This is a genomic window from Neisseria sp. CCUG12390 (assembly GCF_047837985.1).
Taxonomy (GTDB): domain Bacteria; phylum Pseudomonadota; class Gammaproteobacteria; order Burkholderiales; family Neisseriaceae; genus Neisseria.
The window spans coordinates 1,170,905-1,189,820 of record NZ_CP181244.1 but is presented as its reverse complement, the minus strand read 5'-3'; the positions used below and the strand labels follow the sequence as shown (position 1 = coordinate 1,189,820).

Annotated in this window: 20 protein-coding genes; 7 read left to right on the top strand and 13 right to left on the bottom strand. The window is 50.7% G+C overall.

Annotated elements, in window-relative coordinates; all coding sequences use genetic code 11:
- Positions 1-56 precede the first annotated feature (56 nt).
- The 4 genes from lgt to ACM67E_RS05575 all read left to right on the top strand — a co-directional run bounded on the left by lgt (position 57) and on the right by ACM67E_RS05575 (position 3,446).
- On the top strand, positions 57-911 hold the full coding sequence (lgt, locus tag ACM67E_RS05590; RefSeq protein ID WP_416192741.1) for a prolipoprotein diacylglyceryl transferase: 855 nt from the start codon (positions 57-59) through the stop codon (positions 909-911).
- A 51-nt stretch (positions 912-962) separates the two neighbouring features.
- Positions 963-1,628, top strand: a complete 666-nt coding sequence (locus ACM67E_RS05585) for an alpha/beta hydrolase (RefSeq protein WP_416192621.1) — start codon at positions 963-965, stop codon at positions 1,626-1,628.
- 130 nt (positions 1,629-1,758) lie between these two features.
- Positions 1,759-2,721, top strand: coding sequence for a tRNA 2-thiocytidine(32) synthetase TtcA (gene ttcA, locus ACM67E_RS05580; protein ID WP_416192620.1), 963 nt, complete (start codon positions 1,759-1,761; stop codon positions 2,719-2,721).
- Between the two features lie 236 nt (positions 2,722-2,957).
- Positions 2,958-3,446: a DUF456 domain-containing protein gene (locus ACM67E_RS05575; RefSeq protein ID WP_416192619.1), complete on the top strand. Its 489-nt coding sequence runs from the start codon at positions 2,958-2,960 to the stop codon at positions 3,444-3,446.
- A 175-nt stretch (positions 3,447-3,621) separates the two neighbouring features.
- Here the strand turns inward: ACM67E_RS05575 and ACM67E_RS05570 are convergent, their stop codons facing one another.
- The 6 genes from ACM67E_RS05570 to ACM67E_RS05545 all read right to left on the bottom strand — a co-directional run bounded on the left by ACM67E_RS05570 (position 3,622) and on the right by ACM67E_RS05545 (position 8,855).
- A complete protein-coding gene (locus tag ACM67E_RS05570; RefSeq protein WP_416192618.1) occupies positions 3,622-4,281 on the bottom strand; it encodes a UPF0149 family protein in 660 nt (219 codons plus the stop codon).
- Between the two features lie 66 nt (positions 4,282-4,347).
- Complete coding sequence (locus tag ACM67E_RS05565) at positions 4,348-5,127, bottom strand: TrmH family RNA methyltransferase (RefSeq protein WP_416192740.1); 780 nt, start codon at positions 5,125-5,127, stop codon at positions 4,348-4,350.
- An 86-nt stretch (positions 5,128-5,213) separates the two neighbouring features.
- Entirely contained in the window at positions 5,214-5,792 is a 579-nt protein-coding gene (locus ACM67E_RS05560; protein WP_416192617.1) for an RseA family anti-sigma factor, read from the bottom strand.
- A gap of 23 nt (positions 5,793-5,815) precedes the next feature.
- A complete protein-coding gene (gene rpoE, locus ACM67E_RS05555) occupies positions 5,816-6,415 on the bottom strand; it encodes an RNA polymerase sigma factor RpoE (protein ID WP_416192616.1) in 600 nt (199 codons plus the stop codon).
- Between the two features lie 66 nt (positions 6,416-6,481).
- Positions 6,482-7,810, bottom strand: a complete 1,329-nt coding sequence (tilS, locus tag ACM67E_RS05550; protein ID WP_416192615.1) for a tRNA lysidine(34) synthetase TilS — start codon at positions 7,808-7,810, stop codon at positions 6,482-6,484.
- Between the two features lie 85 nt (positions 7,811-7,895).
- The gene (locus ACM67E_RS05545; RefSeq protein ID WP_416192614.1) at positions 7,896-8,855 is read right to left on the bottom strand and encodes an acetyl-CoA carboxylase carboxyltransferase subunit alpha; all 960 of its coding nucleotides are present in this window, start codon (positions 8,853-8,855) and stop codon (positions 7,896-7,898) included.
- 212 nt (positions 8,856-9,067) lie between these two features.
- On the opposite strand from ACM67E_RS05545, the gene ACM67E_RS05540 reads away from it, so the two are divergent.
- Positions 9,068-9,469 (top strand): RNA-binding S4 domain-containing protein, encoded by a 402-nt coding sequence (locus ACM67E_RS05540; protein WP_416192613.1) that lies wholly within the window; start codon positions 9,068-9,070, stop codon positions 9,467-9,469.
- 129 nt (positions 9,470-9,598) lie between these two features.
- On the opposite strand, the gene ACM67E_RS05535 is transcribed toward ACM67E_RS05540, so the two are convergent.
- From ACM67E_RS05535 to ACM67E_RS05520, 4 genes are all read right to left on the bottom strand, one after another.
- Positions 9,599-10,735, bottom strand: a complete 1,137-nt coding sequence (locus tag ACM67E_RS05535) for a hypothetical protein (protein WP_416192612.1) — start codon at positions 10,733-10,735, stop codon at positions 9,599-9,601.
- Positions 10,736-11,110: 375 nt separating this feature from the next.
- Positions 11,111-12,850, bottom strand: a complete 1,740-nt coding sequence (gene recD / locus ACM67E_RS05530) for an exodeoxyribonuclease V subunit alpha (protein ID WP_416192611.1) — start codon at positions 12,848-12,850, stop codon at positions 11,111-11,113.
- 94 nt (positions 12,851-12,944) lie between these two features.
- Complete coding sequence (gene lolD, locus ACM67E_RS05525) at positions 12,945-13,628, bottom strand: lipoprotein-releasing ABC transporter ATP-binding protein LolD (protein WP_416192610.1); 684 nt, start codon at positions 13,626-13,628, stop codon at positions 12,945-12,947.
- The gene (locus ACM67E_RS05520) at positions 13,621-14,871 is read right to left on the bottom strand and encodes a lipoprotein-releasing ABC transporter permease subunit (RefSeq protein WP_416192609.1); all 1,251 of its coding nucleotides are present in this window, start codon (positions 14,869-14,871) and stop codon (positions 13,621-13,623) included. Before ACM67E_RS05520 ends, lolD begins: the two co-directional genes overlap by 8 nt.
- 220 nt (positions 14,872-15,091) lie before the next feature.
- On the opposite strand from ACM67E_RS05520, the gene ACM67E_RS05515 reads away from it, so the two are divergent.
- The gene (locus ACM67E_RS05515; protein ID WP_416192608.1) at positions 15,092-15,379 is read left to right on the top strand and encodes a hypothetical protein; all 288 of its coding nucleotides are present in this window, start codon (positions 15,092-15,094) and stop codon (positions 15,377-15,379) included.
- A 73-nt stretch (positions 15,380-15,452) separates the two neighbouring features.
- Here ACM67E_RS05515 and recR read toward each other — a convergent pair whose 3' ends face one another.
- From recR to ACM67E_RS05500, 3 genes are all read right to left on the bottom strand, one after another.
- The gene (gene recR / locus ACM67E_RS05510; RefSeq protein WP_416192607.1) at positions 15,453-16,058 is read right to left on the bottom strand and encodes a recombination mediator RecR; all 606 of its coding nucleotides are present in this window, start codon (positions 16,056-16,058) and stop codon (positions 15,453-15,455) included.
- 78 nt (positions 16,059-16,136) lie between these two features.
- Positions 16,137-17,666 (bottom strand): SurA N-terminal domain-containing protein, encoded by a 1,530-nt coding sequence (locus ACM67E_RS05505; RefSeq protein WP_416192606.1) that lies wholly within the window; start codon positions 17,664-17,666, stop codon positions 16,137-16,139.
- A 127-nt stretch (positions 17,667-17,793) separates the two neighbouring features.
- Positions 17,794-18,141, bottom strand: coding sequence for an arsenate reductase (locus tag ACM67E_RS05500; protein ID WP_416192605.1), 348 nt, complete (start codon positions 18,139-18,141; stop codon positions 17,794-17,796).
- Between the two features lie 106 nt (positions 18,142-18,247).
- Here ACM67E_RS05500 and ACM67E_RS05495 point away from each other — a divergent pair, with 106 nt between their 5' ends.
- A complete protein-coding gene (locus ACM67E_RS05495) occupies positions 18,248-18,898 on the top strand; it encodes a hypothetical protein (RefSeq protein WP_416192604.1) in 651 nt (216 codons plus the stop codon).
- Positions 18,899-18,916: the final 18 nt, after the last annotated feature.

The following is an 18,916-nucleotide window of genomic DNA, read 5'->3' as shown; positions in this document are numbered from 1 at the left end:
CCTTTTTTTCAGACGGCCTGACGGCCTTCCACACACTCAAGAAAGTATCCTTACCCATGATTATCCATCCCCAATTCGATCCCATCGCCGTCAGCCTCGGCCCCTTGGCGATCCGCTGGTATGCCTTAAGTTATATCGTCGGTTTCGTGCTGTTCATCTGGCTCGGCCGCCGCCGCATTGCGCAAGGTAATACTTTATTTACCAAAGACATGCTCGATGATTTTCTCACTTGGGGCATTTTGGGCGTGATTCTCGGCGGCCGCTTGGGCTATATTTTGTTTTACAAACTTTCCGACTATCTGGCCGACCCGATCAGTATGCTCAAAGTATGGGAAGGCGGCATGTCGTTCCACGGCGGCTTTTTGGGTGTGGTGGCCGCGATGTGGCTCTTCAGCCGCAAACACAAAATGAGCTTCCTGAAAACCATGGATTTCGTCGCGCCGCTGGTGCCGCTGGGTTTGGCATCAGGCCGTATCGGCAACTTCATCAACGGCGAACTGTGGGGGCGCGTCACCGACCCGAACGCTTTTTGGGCAATGGGTTTTCCGCAGGCGCATTACGAAGACATGGAAGCGGCGGCGCACAATCCGCAATGGGCGGAATGGCTCAACCAATTCGGTATGCTGCCGCGCCACCCTTCCCAACTTTACCAATTCGCGCTCGAAGGCGTCTGCCTGTTTGTCTTGGTGTGGGTATTTTCCAAAAAGCCGCGCCCTGCCGGACAAGTGGCTTCATTATTCTTAGGCGGCTACGGCTTCTTCCGCTTTATCGCCGAATTTGCCCGCCAGCCTGACGATTACTTAGGCCTGCTGACTTTGGGTCTGTCGATGGGACAATGGCTGAGCGTGCCGATGATTGTATTGGGTGCGGCCGGTTTTGTTTATTTCGGCAAGAAAAACGCAGCCGACTGATTCCGATGCCGTCTGAAACCTTCAGACGGCCTTTTCTTTCAATAAGCATTTATGGACAAACACATCCTTGCCCTTAACGATAAAACGGTTTCCGTATACCCGTGCCGAGAAACGGATGCGCCACTTTTCCTGACCTTTCTCAGCCAAGAAGAATCTGACGATTTAGCCGGCTTGATCGAAGGCAAAGCCGCCTTGGTTTCGATAGACGAGCCGGATTGGGAACACGCTTTCAGCCCGTGGCCCGCACCGGCTGCGTTCAAAAAAGCCTCTGATTTCAGCGGCGGTGCAGAGGATTATTTACGCTGGCTGGCCGATACGGTTTTGTCCGAAACCACACAACGGTTTGCCCTGCAGCCGCAATGGACGGCTTTGGCCGGATATTCCTTAGGCGGTCTGTTCGCCGCGTATTCGGCTTACCATACCACCCCTTTCAGCCGCATCGCATCGGTTTCCGGTTCGCTGTGGTTTGACGGCTGGACGGAATTTGCGGCCGGACGCGCATTACAGACCCCGCCGCAAAAAGCCTACTTCTCGGTCGGCGACAAAGAAAAAAATGCCAAAAATCCGCGCATGGCTATTGTCGAAGACGCCACACGCGCCACAGAGGCCGACTGGCGGCAAAAAGGCATCGAAACGGCCTTCGAACTCAACAGTGGCGGTCATTTCGAACAAGTGCCGCAGCGGATGGCCAAAGCATTCGGATACCTGCTCGGCTGACACCGAGGCCGTCTGAAAACCTTCCTTTCAGACGGCCTTTGCTTTTTACGGCCTTGATTCCAACCACATGCCCACCCGATTTCGGGTAAAATACGCACTCAGATTTTCACTTGATTTCCCACCTGAAGCCATGTCTAAAAAAACCAAACAAGAATTAGAAAACAACAAACTCAACAAACGCCTGCGCCACGCCGTCGGCGATGCGATTAACGATTTCAACATGATTGAGCCGGGCGACAAAATCATGGTTTGTCTTTCCGGCGGCAAAGACAGCTACGCCCTGCTCGACATCCTGCGCCAGCTCCAAGCCAGCGCGCCGATTGAGTTCAGCCTTGTTGCCGTCAACCTCGACCAAAAACAGCCCGGCTTCCCCGAACACGTCCTGCCCGAATACCTCGAATCCATCGGCGTGGACTACAAAATCGTCGAAGAAGACACCTATTCCACCGTGAAGCGCGTGTTGGAAGAAGGCAAGACCACCTGCTCGCTGTGCAGCCGCCTGCGCCGCGGCATCCTCTACCGCACCGCCAAAGAGTTGGGCTGCACCAAAATCGCGCTCGGCCACCACCGCGACGATATTTTGGCGACCATGTTTTTGAATATGTTTTACGGCGGCAAACTCAAAGCCATGCCGCCCAAACTCGTGAGCGACAACGGAGAGCACATCGTCATCCGCCCGCTCGCCTATGTCAAAGAAAAAGACCTGATTAAATACGCCGAATTGAAACAATTCCCGATTATTCCGTGCAACCTGTGCGGCTCGCAGCCCAACCTGCAACGCCAAGTCATCGGCGACATGCTGCGCGATTGGGACAAACGCTTTCCCGGCCGCATCGAATCGATGTTTTCCGCCCTGCAAAACGTCGTGCCCTCACATTTGGCCGACACCGAACTCTTTGATTTCGCAGGTCTACAGCGCGGCCAAACCCTGAAACACGGCGGTGATTTGGCATTCGACCGCGAAAACGTACCGGAACGCTTTTCAGACGGCCTCGATGATGAAGAAAGCAGTGAAATCAAAATCGAAACCGGCAAACCGCCACGCAAAGTCATCAATATTCTGGCCAGCAAACCGAAAGGCTGCGGCGCGTGAAACACGAATAACCGTCAGGCTTTTCCCAAATTAAAAAATCCGAGTGCGCCGCATTCGGATTTTAATATTTTTGCATTCCGTTACCTTGCGCAATCGGCTTTTGCCGTCATAATAGCCGACAATTGATTGTCTGAAATCTTGCAAAATCAGGTTCATCCAAGAAACCCGGCTTCTGAAAATCTTTGAATTCTGCAAATTGTTCAGGCCGTCTGAAATTCATTTGATAAGGAACGCACATGACTGCTGCTTTGATTACTTTGGCTTTGATTTTGATTCTGATCGGCTTGCTCGGCACGATTTACCCGGCGATTCCCGGCTTGGGCTTGATGTTCGGCGGCGCATGGCTGCTGGCTTATGTCAACGATTACCAGATTTTCGGCACGACCACACTGGTGTTTCTGGGTATCGTGACCGTCATCGGCACGGCGATGGATTACGTGGCCGGCATGTTGGGCGCGAAATACACGGGGGCAAGCAAACTGGCGGTTTGGGGCGCGTTTATCGGCGGCATTGTCGGCGCGTTTTTTTCATTGCCCGGGTTGCTGCTCGGCCCCCTGCTCGGGGCGGGCGTCGGCGAATTTATGACCCAGCGCGATATGCTCAAGGCCGGCAAAGTCGGCTTGGGGACATTTATCGGCTTTATCATCGGCACGGTCGCCAAAGTCGGCTGCGCGCTGACCATTATATTGACCCTGCTGACCGTTTGGATTGTCAGCCTGTTTTAAGGATTCGGATGCTTAGCCACCGGTTTGCAAAGGCCGTCTGAAAACCAAATGTTTCAGACGGCCTTTGAGCAGATTCAAGACTTGCGGTCTTGGTAAAATCCGAAAGTGTTCAAAAATCTCCGAGCCGTCTGAAAATGACTTTCTATTTTCAGACGGCCTGGGCAATCGGACTAACTCAGTTTTTACCGCAGCAGGCTTTGTATTTTTTACCGCTGCCGCAAGGACAAGGATCGTTGCGGCCGGTTTTTTCACCTTCGCGGCGCACGGTTTGCGGTTTGTTGATGATGACCTGCCAATAGCTGAAAATATCCAGCAAAACATGCGGCAGGTCGGATTCCAGCTCGGTCAGTTCTTTGTCGGTCAGGTGCAGAATCACTTCGCCGTCTTCTTCCTCATCGTAAATGCCGCCCAATGCCATAATCGGATAGAACAAATCTTCGAATTCTTCCTGATTGACCGCCTCGAACCAGTCGGTCGGCACCACGTCCAAGGCATAAAGATAAGCATTGCACCATGTATAGAAATCGGGATTGCCCGCTTCGTCTTCATACAGCCACAAATCCGGCAGCTTTTTCTCCGCCAACTGCGTGCGCATGTCCATCGCCAACGCCAAAACCAAACGCTCGACTTCGGTACGCTCTTTGGCATCAAAAAGCGATTCGTCGCCCAATACCTCGGGCAGCCAGTCATTCGGATTCAGCGTATCGGGGCCGCTTAACAAAGCCATCATAAAGCCCTGCACTTCGTCACAGCGCATGGTATTGTGTTCCTGCGATTTGGCATCGAGCAGCTCGATCAGGCGGTTGCGCGAGGCTTCATTAAATGTGGTTTGCATTTTCTATTCCTTGGATTTTCAATCTTTTAAATTTCAGTATCTTTCAGACGGCCTTTGCCGTCCGTTTTACATTCTTTGGCGCATCTGTTCAAAAAGGCAGACGGTCGCCGCCATCGCGACATTCAGTGATTCGGTCTGCCCCGACATCGGGATTTTGACCGTTGCGCTGACTTTGGCCAATGTTTCCGCACTGATTCCGCTGCCTTCGTTACCGAAAACCCAAGCGGCCGGCCGGCGTAAATCCATTTCATACAGATTGAACGGATTGCGCCCGCCCAAGGCGGTGGCCCAAACACTACCCTGATATTCGTCCAGCCATTGCGCCATCGGCACACGACTGTGGATTTTCAGCAGAAAATGCGCCCCCATTCCGGCGCGCAATACCTTCGGCGACCATACGTCCGCGCTGTCTTGGCTGAGTATCAGATGCGGCATACCGCAGGCGGCTGCGCTGCGGATGACGGTACCGACATTGCCCGGATCCTGCACACACTCCAGCACCACGCAATCGCCCTGTTTCGGCCACACCTGTTCGTGCGGAATGTCAATCAGCGTCATCACATCATCAGAATCGTTCAGGCTGGTGATTTTGGCCAAGGCTTCGTTGCCGACCCAAGTCATCAGGCTGACCGGAAGCTTCCCGGTGATGCGGCGGATTTCCTGATGGTTGGCTTTGGATTCGGGCAGATAGACCTGTACGGGTTTACCGCCCGATTCAAGATAACTTTGCAGCAGATGCACGCCTTCCAATACGGTTTGCCCGTATTCGCGGCGTGCTTTGGATTGGGAAAGCAGCCTGGCCAAATGCTTGAGCTGCTCGTTTTGGGCGGAAGTAATCAGTTTCATGCCGTGCATTATAGCTGCTTTCAGACGGCATGGTGAGGCCGTCTGAAAATAAAAAAGCCTTTACTTGGCGTAAAGGCTTTTTCGGATTACTGTACCACTTCTTGTTGCGTAGCGGCAGGATTTGTCTGCTTCTCGGTGCGTACCGCGGTGGTTCGTTCGGAAGAAGGCAACTGCTTGGCGGCATCAGGTACCACCACATCCGAAGCCGATTTCTTCTCCGGCTCCACGGCCTTAACCAGCACTATATTCTGATCGGCAGCAGGCTGGACTTGTTCGGCAGCAACAGGCATTTGCGCATCACCTGCCTGCGGCCAAAACTGCCAAACCGATACCGCAACCGCAGCCAAACTGGCGGCAACGGCAAATCCTTTAAATGCCGAATTGGCGGCTTTTTGCTCAGATACGGATTTGGCCGCTTTTTCTGCATAGGCAGACTGATGCTCGTGACTGATTTCTGCCAACGCTGCGGCAAAATGTTCGCTTTGCATAAAATCTGCATCGCGTCCTACAGTCTGCTCTTTCATGCAGTCGCTGATTAAATGGTATTCATACCATTTTTGAACCGCTGCATCATCTGCCAGCAGCTTATCCAACATTTCCTCGGATAAATCTTCGTTGTCCATTGCAATGGAGATATATTCGAATTTATCGTTTATTGTTGTCATTTTACTTACCACCTTTTTTATTCTTACCACCGTTGATTGTCAGATGTGTCCAATAAAGGCCTCAAGTCTTTGGCAATGACTTCGCGCGCCCTGAAAATACGCGAACGCACGGTTCCTATCGGACAATCCATTATTTGGGCAATTTCCTCGTAAGACAGGCCTTCCATTTCCCGTAATGAAATGGCCTTCCGTAAGTCTTCAGGCAACTTGGCAATTGCCGCCTGAACCGTTTGCAAAATTTCCCGATTCATCATCTCAGCTTCCGGCGTATGATAATCCGCAACCTGATCCGTCAAATCAAGAACATCGCCTTCCTCGTTTGCGGCTTCTGAACTGATAAACGGCCGCTTTCCGGAAGTTACTAAAAAATTCTTGGCCGTATTGATACCGATACGGTACAGCCATGTATAAAATGCGCTCTCGCCACGGAAATTCGGCAGGGCACGGTAAGCCCGTATCATGGCTTCCTGCGCGACATCGTTCACTTCGTGCTCGTCTTTGACGAAACGCGAAATCAATCTGAGTAAACGGCGCTGATATTTCGACATCAACATCTCAAACGCCTTCTGTTCGCCTTTTTGCGCGCGCTCTACCAGCATTTGATCGATCTGACGATCATTCATTATTTGCTTAACCTTATATTTATTTTTACTGCACTCATTCAGTCATCAAACAGCAAAGCGTGCTTGCTAACCTATGACACTTTCGGCAGTATTTAGTTCCGTAAAATATCTCTCAAATGGTTCGTAAACAGGTAAAAAACCATCGAAAGCCCAAAAATCCTGATTCGCTGTAAGATTAGCAACTGCCAGGCATTGATTTTCAACGTTTGTGATGACCGGCCAGATGCTTCTTACAGACGGTAAAATATGCTTCTCCTGCAATAATTTTCTGACTGATTTATTTATCATACCCAAACGAATCTTGTCGTTTCCGTCGATTTTCCTAATTCCGCCGGCCTGCATTAATGTCTGTTCGCTCAAACCGTAACGGCAAGGTTTCAGCACAAAGCCGTTTTCCAGCAAAATATCTTTCAGACGGCCTTGAAGCGGATTGGAATTCAGCCAAGGATAGTTTTGCGGCGGAATGTTGAGGACATATAAGTTTCCACGGTAATATTCAACGGCTTTGTCATCGAACTGCCATTGCGCCGATGAGGTCTCCAGCAAAACCCTGGCCATTTCCGATAAAGTTTTATGGGAAGGCAGACGGATTTGGTTGGCAGCAAAAAAATGATGCAGCACGCGGCGGCGGCGCAGTACGCTCAATCCCCGCCATTTCCCGACATGAAACAGGCCGTCTGAAAGGATGTGGCGGTAATCGTCAAGGGTAATTTCCTCCAGCAAAGCCAAGTCGTCCTGGATGCTGCGCACGTTAGCCAAGATCTGCTGATTGATGTTGGGAACCTGACACTGCCATTGCGGTAACGCTTCATGACGGATCCAGTTGCGCAGATAGCAGGTATTCCGATTGCTTTCGTCTGTTACATAAACCAATCCATGCCGTGCAGCATATTGTTCCAATATTTCCTTGGAAACCCCCAAAAGCGGCCGCCAAATCATGGTTTGCCTGTTTAATTCCCGCCATTTCGGTATGGCCGCCAAAGCGCGGATGCCGCCGCCGCGTGCCACCCCGAGCATAAAGGTTTCGATTTGATCATTTTGATGATGTGCCAAAGCCAGAATCTGACTCATGCCGTCTGAAAATACACGGTAACGCTCTGCCCTTGCCGCTGCTTCGATACCTTTTCCTTTGCTGTCGATTTTCACTTTGGCAATACGCAGACCGACATTCAGATTGCCGCACAGCGTTTGGCAAAATTCGACCCACTCATCGGCAAACGGACTCAAACCGTGATGGACATGCACGGCGTTGAGTTTGAAATTTTTCTTATCCCGCAAAATTGCCAGCAGATGCAGCAATACCACGGAATCCAGCCCGCCGCTCAAACCGACTTCAATATCCAATTCCCCGGTTTGCCCGATCAAATCGGCTTCCAATAAAGCCAATAAATCCATTTTCCACCCTTTGTTTTCAGACGGCCTGCCATAGAAAAACAAGCAGGCGGCGGCCTGCTTGTTAAGATGCTATTGCATACGGTAATTATTTCTCGGTAAATTTACCGTATGCCATGATGCGGTCGAAACGGCGTGACAGCAAATCCGACATCGGAATGCTTTGCGCATCGCGCAACTGCTCTTCCAAAACGTGTCGCACGCTTGACATCACGGCATCAAAATTACGGTGCGCCCCGCCCAAAGGTTCCTCGATGATGCGGTCGATTAAATGCAATTCTTCCAAACGTTTGGCGGTAATGCCCAAAGCCTGAGCGGCATCGGCGGCTTTTTCGGCGGTTTTCCACAAAATAGACGCACAGCCTTCAGGAGAAATCACGGAATAAGTCGAATATTGCAACATATTGACATAATCACCCACGGCAATCGCCAATGCACCGCCCGAACCGCCTTCGCCGATAATGGTACAGATAACCGGCACGCGCAGGCGGGTCAATTCGTATAGATTGCGGCCGATGGCTTCCGACTGACCGCGTTCTTCTGCACCGATACCCGGATAAGCTCCCGGCGTATCGACGAAAGTCATTACCGGCAAACCGAATTTTTCGGCAGTCTGCATCAGGCGCAAGGCTTTACGGTATCCTTCCGGACGCGGCATACCGAAATTACGGCGGATTTTTTCTTTGGTATCGCGCCCTTTCTGATGACCGATGACCATAACGCTTTGCCCGTTGAAACGCGCCAAACCGCCGACAACCGCATAATCGTCGGCAAAATGACGGTCGCCGTGCAACTCTTCAAAATCAGTAAAAATCGCATTGATGTAGTCTAAGGTATAAGGACGCTGAGGATGGCGTGAAACCTGTGAAATCTGGGCAGGTGTCAGTTTGCTGAAAATAGATTTGGTTAAATCATTGCTTTTCTTTTGCAGCCGGGAAATTTCGTCTGAAATATCGACGGCCGACTCACCTTGGACGAAGCGCAGCTCGTCGATTTTGTTGGTCAGTTCAGCAATAGGTTGTTCAAAATCTAAAAAAACAGGTTTCATACAATGAAGCTCTCACGAATAAGATTCTGCTGTAATCATACGCTAATCACGCATTTTTAGCAGCATTTTATATGCATTGTTTGGTAAAAAACAGGAAATTGCCGAGATTTTCAGACGGCCCGTTTATTTTTTTTAGTGCAGATACACTAATACATTAAGTGGCGTATCTTATGATAAACTCAGAATCAATTCAAATCTTTTCTGATACGCTTATGAAAAACGAACAAGACAATCACACCATGCGTCTCGACAAATGGCTGTGGGCGGCGCGTTTCTTCAAAACCCGTGCCCTCGCCCAAAAACACATCGAGCTTGGCAGGATTCAGGTCAACGGTTCCAAGGTGAAAAACAGCAAAAATATTGCCGCCGGCGATATTATCGACATGACCTTGAATTCCTTGCCCTACAAATTTAAAGTGCTGGCTTTGAACCACCAGCGTCGTCCTGCGCCCGAGGCAAGATTACTCTACCAGGAAGATGCCCAAACCGCAGCAGAACGCGAAAACCAAAAGCTGCTTGATCAGGCCAGCCGCATTACTGCCGCCTACCCCGACGGAAGACCGACCAAGCGTGACCGCCGCCAATTGGACAAAGTCAAACGCGACAGTTGGTAAACATAAATCAAGGCCGTCTGAAATTATTCAGACGGCCTTGAATGTATTGAAAAACAGGTCAAATCTTGAGCAGCCGGATTAGGCCGTCTGAAACCGGCAAACAAGGCCTGCCTGTTTGCCGGTAAGCGATTAGAACTTATATTCCACCTGGCCGCGAATCACGTTGACATCCTGCTTATCGCCGCCAACGGTTGCGGTCACTTGCTTGCCGTGAAGGTAGAAGCCTTTCACTTTCCAGTTTTTCCATGGGATATAAGTTGCACCCAATTGAACGCCCTGAACGTTTTTGCTGTAATCCTCAACCGAAGATACGCCGGATAATGAACCCACGCGGCGGTAGTTCAAGAATACGTCATACGAATTGCGCACGTCCCAATCCGCCAGTTTGTAGCGAAGCTCTGTAAATACGCCGTCGTTTTTAATTTTTTGGCCGACATCGTTATAGGCTTTGATGTTGGATTTGCTGACCGCAGCCATCCAACGCCAATCGTCGTTGAACTTAATGTCGGTACCCAATTCGCCGAATACGGCATTTTTGGCGTTACGGCGGTCACCGATGTCGACATCTTTCATGTAGCTGACGGTTGCGCCGATGTTGATGTTCTCGTTAACCGGATAAACGCTTTGAACCGAGGCAAAATGCTTGCGGCGGCCGCCCACACCCCAGACATTGTCATTAAAGAAGCCGGTACGGCGGCCTGCGCTTACTTTTGTCGGCAACACTTTGTTGTCGAAGAATAACTCGGCACCCGTTACTTCGGTATCCCAAACGCGGCCGTATGAAGAAAACGCACCGAATTTACCTACGCGTGCTTTGATGCTGTGATTGCCGAAATCGTAAACCGTACCTTCGGCGTAGAGTTTGTTTACCGGAACGTCGTCGTCACCGCGGAATTTACCCGTTTCCAAATCAATGTTCGGTTCGATTTGCGCGACGGCTTTCCAGTCTTTATAAAGATTGGCACGAACCCAGAATTCCGCATTGAATTCGCTGTGTGTATTTTCCGGAGTAGGATTGACGCTGCTGTTGTTCGCTCTGGTGTCTTCACTGTCCACACGAACCCGAAGCGCACCGTTTACGGTAAGCAAATCATTGAAAATACTAATTTTATCATCATCCTTGCGGACAATACTGCCGGAATTGACATAATCATCCGTAGTCGCCAGAGCGGCAGCATCACGCTCAACGTCGGCAGGGTTGGCTGCGGCAAAAGGCGCAGCGGCTAAAGCGGCACAAACAACAGCAAAGGTTTTTTGAATCTTCATGTAAATCTCCGGATAATGGGGAAGTAAACCGTTTTAGTTTTCATTGTTTGAGTCAGCCTCACAGCCGACATCAATGCAATTTCGCCAATTGGCTTAACCGACTGCAGACGACATCGGTGTTATTCAATTACAAACCCTAAAGATTGCTGCCTTATCAAAAAGGCAGCCATTAAATTATGTAACGAATACGGCAACAATCCTATGTAGTTTACTGTATTGCGTCAAGAAAATTTTACATGAATTAAAAAATAAACCGATTAATTTGATAAAAATCAACTTTAATACAGGTCGTCTGAAACTTTTCTCAATACTTTTTATGCAAAACTACTAAAAAATCCCATAAAAGAAATATGATGTAGTTTTATTTATTATTCTTTAAAACAGCGAATTAAGCATATCGGCCAGTGCCGTCTGCCGTTTTTTCTGGGTTTTCACCGCTCTTTCAAAGGTCTTTTTATCCCCTAAAAAGGTAAAACGCTCACATGCACGGGTAATGGCGGTGTACAGCAGCGCATTATTCAAGCTGTTCAGCACATCATCGCTTTGGTTTGCTGCTTCCACAGTCGGCGGCAGAAGCCAGACTTCCCGATATTCCGAACCCTGGCTTTTATGAACCGTCATGGCAAAAGCCGTTTCAAACGCGGGCAGCCGGCTGATGGGGATTTTCCTGAAGCCGTCTGAAAACGGAAAATACGCCGCCAAACCGTTGGCTGATTCGGTATCCGGCATGATCAGGCCGATGTCGCCGTTGAAGACATCCAGTGCATAGTCATTGCGTGTCACCATAATCATTTGTCCGGCAAACCAAGGCGTATCGCCGGATATGCGCCGCTGCCGCTGCAAATGAAGGAAATAAGCCTGATTGAACGCATCGGCATCCTGCCGCCATGCCGTTAATACCGCCACATCAGCCGCATGGCCGAAAACCAGCGCAATATTGCCGCCGTCCACCGCCTGCCAGTATTTTTGATGCTTGCGATATAAAAGTTCGGCTTGGCGTTTCATATCGGCATGCAACACCTGCAATTCGTCCGGAAAACGCTCAAACTGCGCCCATGCCGTTTCGCTTTGGCCGGACACCACCGCCCGCGCCAAGCAGCCGATACCGCTGTCGGCGCCGAAACGGTGGCTGACATGCAAATGCGCAATGTTTTGTGACAATGCGGGCGGATTTTCAGCAACGGCAAACTTATGCTGCGGCAGATACTGGTTCAAACGGCGGTCGGTATCCTCATCCAAAACCGTCTGCCTCGACAATGCCGCCAATACCGCACCGACGCCGACGGAAGGCAATTGGAACTCGTCACCCAAAAATATCACGCGGCAACCGCTCGGAACAGCCTTAAGCAGTTGCAGCAGCAGCGATGTATCCAGCATGGACGCCTCGTCCACCACCAACACATCTAAAGGCAGAGGCTGCTGCGCATGGAACGCCGGATGCATTTGCGGCGGGCGCAGTTTCAACAAACGGTGCACGGTCTGCCCCTCCAGCATCAGCAAATGCTGCCTGATGCGTTCGGGCAGATCAAAGCCGTCTAAGGCACGATGCAGCGAGCGTGCCATATGTGCCGCCGCTTTTCCGGTCGGGGCGGCCAAGGCGATGCGGGGTAAGGTTGCGGCGTTATCGCAAATCAGCCCCAACAACTTGGCGACCGTAGTCGTTTTACCCGTGCCCGGTCCGCCGGTAATCAGCATAAAGGCCTGCAATAATGCCAATCCGGCCGCATCACGCTGCCCTTCGCTACCCGCTTCGGGAAACCAGTTTTGCAGATTTTGAGCCGCCTGCAACCAATCGACATCAGCCACCGTTGCGGTTGCCAGCCGTTTGATTTCGACGGCCAAATCATGTTCGAGCTGCCATAATCTGCCTAAAAACAAACGTCGTCCGTTCAATACCAATGGTTTTTGACCGTCAAACCCAACCACTGAAGGCGCACGTTTCAGCGTTGCCGCTTCTTCATCACTGACCCGGATAAACGAGTGTCCGCTTTGTAGGGCATTGAACAAGTCCTCGACGTAAGGAGCAACCAAGGCCGCCTCTGCCGGTGTGTGTTGTTTCAGGAATTGTATCGCAGCCAGAGCCGCTGCTTGGTTCAAATCTCCAAGGGCATTCATTTTTCATCTCACGAAACAGGCCGTCTGAAAAAGCAGATTCCATTCTGTCTTTCAGACGGCCTATCATATTATTTTGCACACGTTTGCATATGGATTATTTGTCTTGCAAACGTCCGTCCTGCATGGTCATGACACGCTCGAAACGTACGGCCAGTTCATCGTCGTGTGTCACCACAATCAGGCTGGTGCCGAGTTCGTTTTTCAAATCCAGCATCATGTCGAGCACATTTTGCGCATTTTTGCGGTCGAGATTGCCGGTCGGTTCATCGGCCAACAGGCATTTCGGTTGCGTCACCAAAGCGCGGGCAATCGCAGCGCGTTGACGTTCGCCGCCGGAAAGTTCGCTCGGGCGATGCAGCATACGCTGTTTGAGACCGACTTTTTCCAACATTACTTCAGCTTGCGCTTCGGCTTCGGCTTTTGTTTTTTTGCCGATAAGCAAAGGCATCATCACATTTTCCAATGCGGAAAACTCAGGCAGAAGATGATGGAATTGATATACGAAACCCAAATATTGATTGCGCAGCAAGCCCAACTGCTTTTGGCTCATTTGCCCCAAATCCTGCCCCATCAGCGTCACACGGCCTTCAGACGGCATGTCCAACCCGCCCAAGATATGCAGCAGCGTGGATTTTCCGCTGCCCGACGAACCGATGACGCTGACGCTCTGCCCCTGGCTGACTTCCAGATTCAAGCCGTTCAACACCTGTACATTTAACGCACCGTCATTATAGCTTTTACCGACGTTTTCACATTTCAACACGATATTATTATTCATAGCGTAATGCCTCCGCAGGTTGGGTTTTCGCCGCGCGCCAGCTCGGATAAAGCGTCGCAATAAAGGCCAAGGCCAGAGAAATACACGCAATGACCGCCACGTCTTTCATATTGACATCACTCGGCAGATAGTCGATGAAATAGATTTGCGAATTAATCAGGTGTACGCCGAACAGTTTTTCAAAAAACGCCACGATTTTCCCGACATTCCAGCCCAGCAATACGCCGCATACCACACCGATTAAAGTGCCGAAAAAACCGGCAAACGCGCCCTGCACCATGAAAATCTTCATCACGCCGGACGGCGGCAAACCCAACGTGCGCAAAATCGCAATGTCGGCCTGCTTTTCGGTAACCGCCATCACCAATGACGACACCAAATTAAACGCCGCTACGGCAATAATCAGCGTCAAGATGATGAACATCATGCGTTTTTCCAGTTCGACCGCTTCAAAATAGCTGCGGTTGTTAAATGTCCAGTCGCGTACCCAAACGTTTTGCTGTTCCGCCGCAGGAATCAGATTGGCGATAAAATCGGGCGCGTTTTGCGGATCGGCCAGTTTCAGCCGTAACCCGCCGACACCCTCGCCCAAGCGGTATAACACCTGCGCATCTTGAATATGCGTCATCGCCAGGCTGTTGTCCACTTCATATACACCGGTTTTGACGATACCGACCACGTTGAACTGCTTCAAACGCGGCACGACACCCGCCGGCGTCACATTGCCTTCAGGCGTAATGACCGTTACTTTGCCGCCCGGCTCAGCGCCCAAAGCCTGCGCCAGACCTTCGCCCAAAATAATATCGAAACTGCCCGGCTTCAAATCGTCGAAGCTGCCTACGGGCATGTCTTTGCCGTAATCCACCACGTTTTTCTCTTCAGACGGCAAAATACCCCGAATCTGCACGCCACGCACCTCGCCCGAATTGGCCAGCAAAGCCTGGTCGGAAACATAAGGCGCACTGGCCAAAACTTCCGGCCTGTCTTTGATATAACGGCGCAAATCCTGCCATGCCGCACCGTTGCCGTTGTCGAAATAACCGATTTCCGCATGAGGCGCAACGTTTAAAAGCTGGCCGCGGATTTCTTTCTGAAAACCGTTCATCACCGACAACACCACAATCAATGCCGTCACGCCCAGTGCGATGCCCGCAATCGAAATCATGGTGATGAACGACATGAATCCGTTACGCTTTTTCGCCCGCAAATAGCGCAGGCCGATCCAAGATTCTAAAGAAGCCATTTAATGTCAAGCTGCCTTATTTGAAAAAATAAAAGCGGTATTGTACCGTAAAACGTTGAGGCCGTCTGAAATGCATCAGGCATGAAAACCGACTGTAAAGACTGGTCGTTTAAACCACAACTTCGGTAAAATCCGCCGAAAAATTTGCATTTGCAGCAAATCGGTCTTATTCTAGCTTCAACGGTATCCGTCGGGTGCCTTCCATCATAAGGAAAAAACAATGAAAACCACAAAACTCTTGGCTTTGTCCGCGGCCGCTGCTGCTTTGGCGTTCAGCGTTAATGCGTATGCTGCCAAAGAAGTTAAAATTGCTTCCAACAACACACCTTACTCTGAAACACACGTGCAACAATTGGCCGCTACTGCTTTGGGCATGGGCGTCAAAGAACCCGTCAGCCTGACCCGCTCGGGCGGTAACGTCGTCGTATCCGGCAGCAGCAGCACCAAATGTACCTTTAAAGTAGGCGAAGGCGATACCCCTAAAATTCAGGGCGTAAGCTGCAAATAATCCGATTTGGTTTGACACAAAGGCCGTCTGAAAAATTTTCAGACGGCCTTTTGCATCTGCCTGCCAATCCGCTTTATTCTTTCACCATACGCCGCTCATAAACCGCCTGCGCCAAAGTACCCGCATCGACGTACTCCAACTCTCCGCCCAACGGGATGCCGCGCGACAAACGGCTGACTTTGTAAGGCAGATTTTTGAATAACTCCGACAGCACATACGCCGTAGCATCGCCCTCTGCCGTAAAATTGGTGGCAATGATGATTTCATCGATTTCGCTCTGCTGCAAACGCCCAACCAGCTTATCCAAAGCAATTGCCGAAATATCCATGTTCTGCGCCGGACTAATCTGCCCCATCAGCACGAAATACAAGCCGTCATGGCAATGCGCCGCTTCCATATTCGACACATCCGCCGGCATATGGACAATCATCAGCCGGCTTTTGTCACGACGCTCATCGGCACAAATGTCGCAAATCTCGTTTTCGGTAAAAGTGTTGCACATCCGGCAATGATGCACCTGCTTCAGTGCATGCTGCAAGGCATCCACCAATTCCTGTGCTTCTTCGCGCTTATGCTGCAGCAATTGATGCGCCATACGCTGCGCCGATTTCGGACCGACATTCGGCAGCACTTTCAAGGCATTGATCAATCGGCTGAATGCATCGGGTTGTTTACTCATATTTTCAGACGGCCTTACTGCTTCCCATGAATCTTAATAAACCGAACGGCCGGAATCCCGGCCGTCTGAATCCATCCGTTATTCTGTCGGATTCACTTTTTGAGCACCTTGCTCCTGTTTGATTTTTTTGTTCAGATACTGCAACAATTGGTCAAACACATTAGCCGTTTGCTGTTGAACCACGGCCTGCTTCGCTGCCGGCAATTGCTCGTTGACATTTTCAGGCGGCTTGACGGCCTGCACTTCCAAAATCACCGGAGCCGGCAAACCTTCCAGTTTCACATAAGCCGGTTTGCCCGCCGAAGGACGCGCCTTCAGCAATTCGGCATACGCCTCAGGAGGCATGGATTGACGGGCTTGCTGCGCGTTCAAATCGGAAACCTGCGACCATTCCACCGCCGTTTTCTGACCCGACTTCAAATCGGCCAATGCTTCATCGGCCTTTTTCTCAGCCAGTTTACGCGCCTCGGTCAGCAGGTAAGCTGAACGAACTTCTTCTTTCACTTCTTCAAGCGGTGCGGTTTTCTCTTCACGCACTTCTTTGGCCCGCACGACCCATACTACGTCGGGAGACACGGTTACCGGCTCGGAATTGTGTTTTTTCTTCAAAACATCATCGCTGAAAACGGCTGCAATCAGCTCGTCCGGCATACCTGCCGCTTTACCGTTGGCTTGGGTCAGCCATTCGTCAGGTGCTTCTACTTTTAAATTCAGCTTTTTGGCCACCTCGGTCAAACCGTTCGGATTATTGAACGCTTCTTCGGCCAATTGTTCTTTGAGTTTATTGAATTCGCCGGAAACTTTTTTCAGCTTCAGTTCATTCTCAATACGGATCTTTTCCTGCTCGAAAACAGGTTTGCTGTCTGCGGGAGCAGCAGCGGCCTGCTCGTCAAACGCTTTGCGCACTTCTTCTTCGCTCACGCTCTGCTTGGCAGCCAACGCCTTGGCATCCAAAGCAACATATTCGATTTTAGCCGCTTGGGGAATCACATAATCTTTTTTGTTGGCATCATAAAAGCCCTGTACCGCCTTATCATCCGCCTTAATCTGGGCGGCGAAAGCTTCCGGACTGAACGTTACCGAACGGACGGTGCGGGTGGCCTGGGTCAGATTCACCAGTTGCGCCGCCTGCGCATCGCTGACGATCGTACCGTTTTGCACCAGATTCAGCAGGTTCTGCAAAGCGAACTGCTCGCGGATTTCTTCTACGAACTGGTCTTCGCTCATGTTGCGCTGACCGAGATACTGCGTCAGCATCGCCTGGCTGAACTTACCGCCGGCATCATGGAAGCTGGGGTCATCCACGATGATTTGCTTGATTTGCTCCTGCGACACCGCAATCCCCATCAGCTTTGCGCCCTGCGTCAGGTACGCACGCTGCAATAATGATTGGAACACCGCATCACGGGATTCATTACCGCCTGCCGCCTGTGCATTTTGCATGGCCATATTCAACTCATGGTCACTTACCTTCTGATTGCCGACTTTCACAATATAATCCGAACCCGGCGCAGCGACCGTGCTCACACCGAAACCGACAAACGTCAACGCAATCAGCCCCAACAAAATCTGGGCGGGCAATTTGTATTTTTCAACGGAATGGAACATAACAATTCAATCAATTAAGACATATAGATGGCAAACGCACATTGTAACGTTTTTTTTGCGAACCTGCACTCCGTATTTCAGACGGCCTGCATCAAACCATGCGGAATGCAGAAGGCCGTCTGAAAACCTATTTGCTGAAAATCTGCCGATATTGTTCTGCCGAAAATCCGACATGAAACCGGCCGTCTTTATCCAGCACCGGACGCTTGATCACGCTCGGGTTTTCAATCATTACCCTGACCGCCCCCTCCGCTTCCGCCGCTTGCGCCTGCGTTTCGGCATCGAGTTTACGCCAAGTCGTGCCGCGCTTGTTCAACAGACTTTCCAAAGGGATTTGCGACAGCCATTCTTCAATCTGCCCGGCGGAAGGCGGCATTTTTTTAAAATCCACAAACTCGGCCTCAATGCCGTTTTCAGCCAGCCAGGCACGCGCCTTCTTTACCGTGTCGCAATTGGGAATACCGTATAATTTCATCGTTTTCAGCCTTTCATTGGAATTTGCACGGCCATTCTACCGACGGCTTGCGCAGTTTGCCACAATATGCGTTAAAATAAAGCATACACACCACGGAGCTGACCCAATGAAACAAACCGTCACGTTTTCGCTGATTGCCGCCGCAATATTGGCAGCCGGCTGTTCCGACAACAAGCCCAGCAATTCGCTGTTTGAAAAAACCATCAACCGGCATGCAGAAAAACAGGGCGTCTGCGTACCTTTGGTATTGAATGTGCAAAATCCCCGCTCAGCGGAAAATTTTGCCCAAACGCCTATCGGCACCGCTGAAATCAAACTGGCGGAAAAAGACGCCCAAGGAAACGAAATCAACCGAACCGCTCTGAAGCAATTGCGGATTTTGGAAAAAGAAGATTTTTACGAACACACCGAAGAAAGCATACCCGCCGCGTTCGGCAGTGAAGAAAAAACCAAGGTCTTGGTCTACAGGCTGACGGAAAAAGGCGAGAAACAGACCCGAGTCAGGAACAAGATGCCGCACTTCTGTATCGGCCACCAAAAGGTGAACAAAATCAATTGGTACACCGAACCCAGCCCGTCAAACGGCATGACCGTTTCGCGTGTGTCTTACGAAGCGAAATTCGTACCTGAAAAATGGATCGGCAACTTGCTGAAAGCCGGCGGCAACGAAAAACTGCCTTTTGACGAAATCCGCGCACAAACGGCCACTTTGGTGAAAACCAGCGACGGCTGGAAAGACATCCGCGAACTTCGCTGATACAAAACCGAGGCCGTC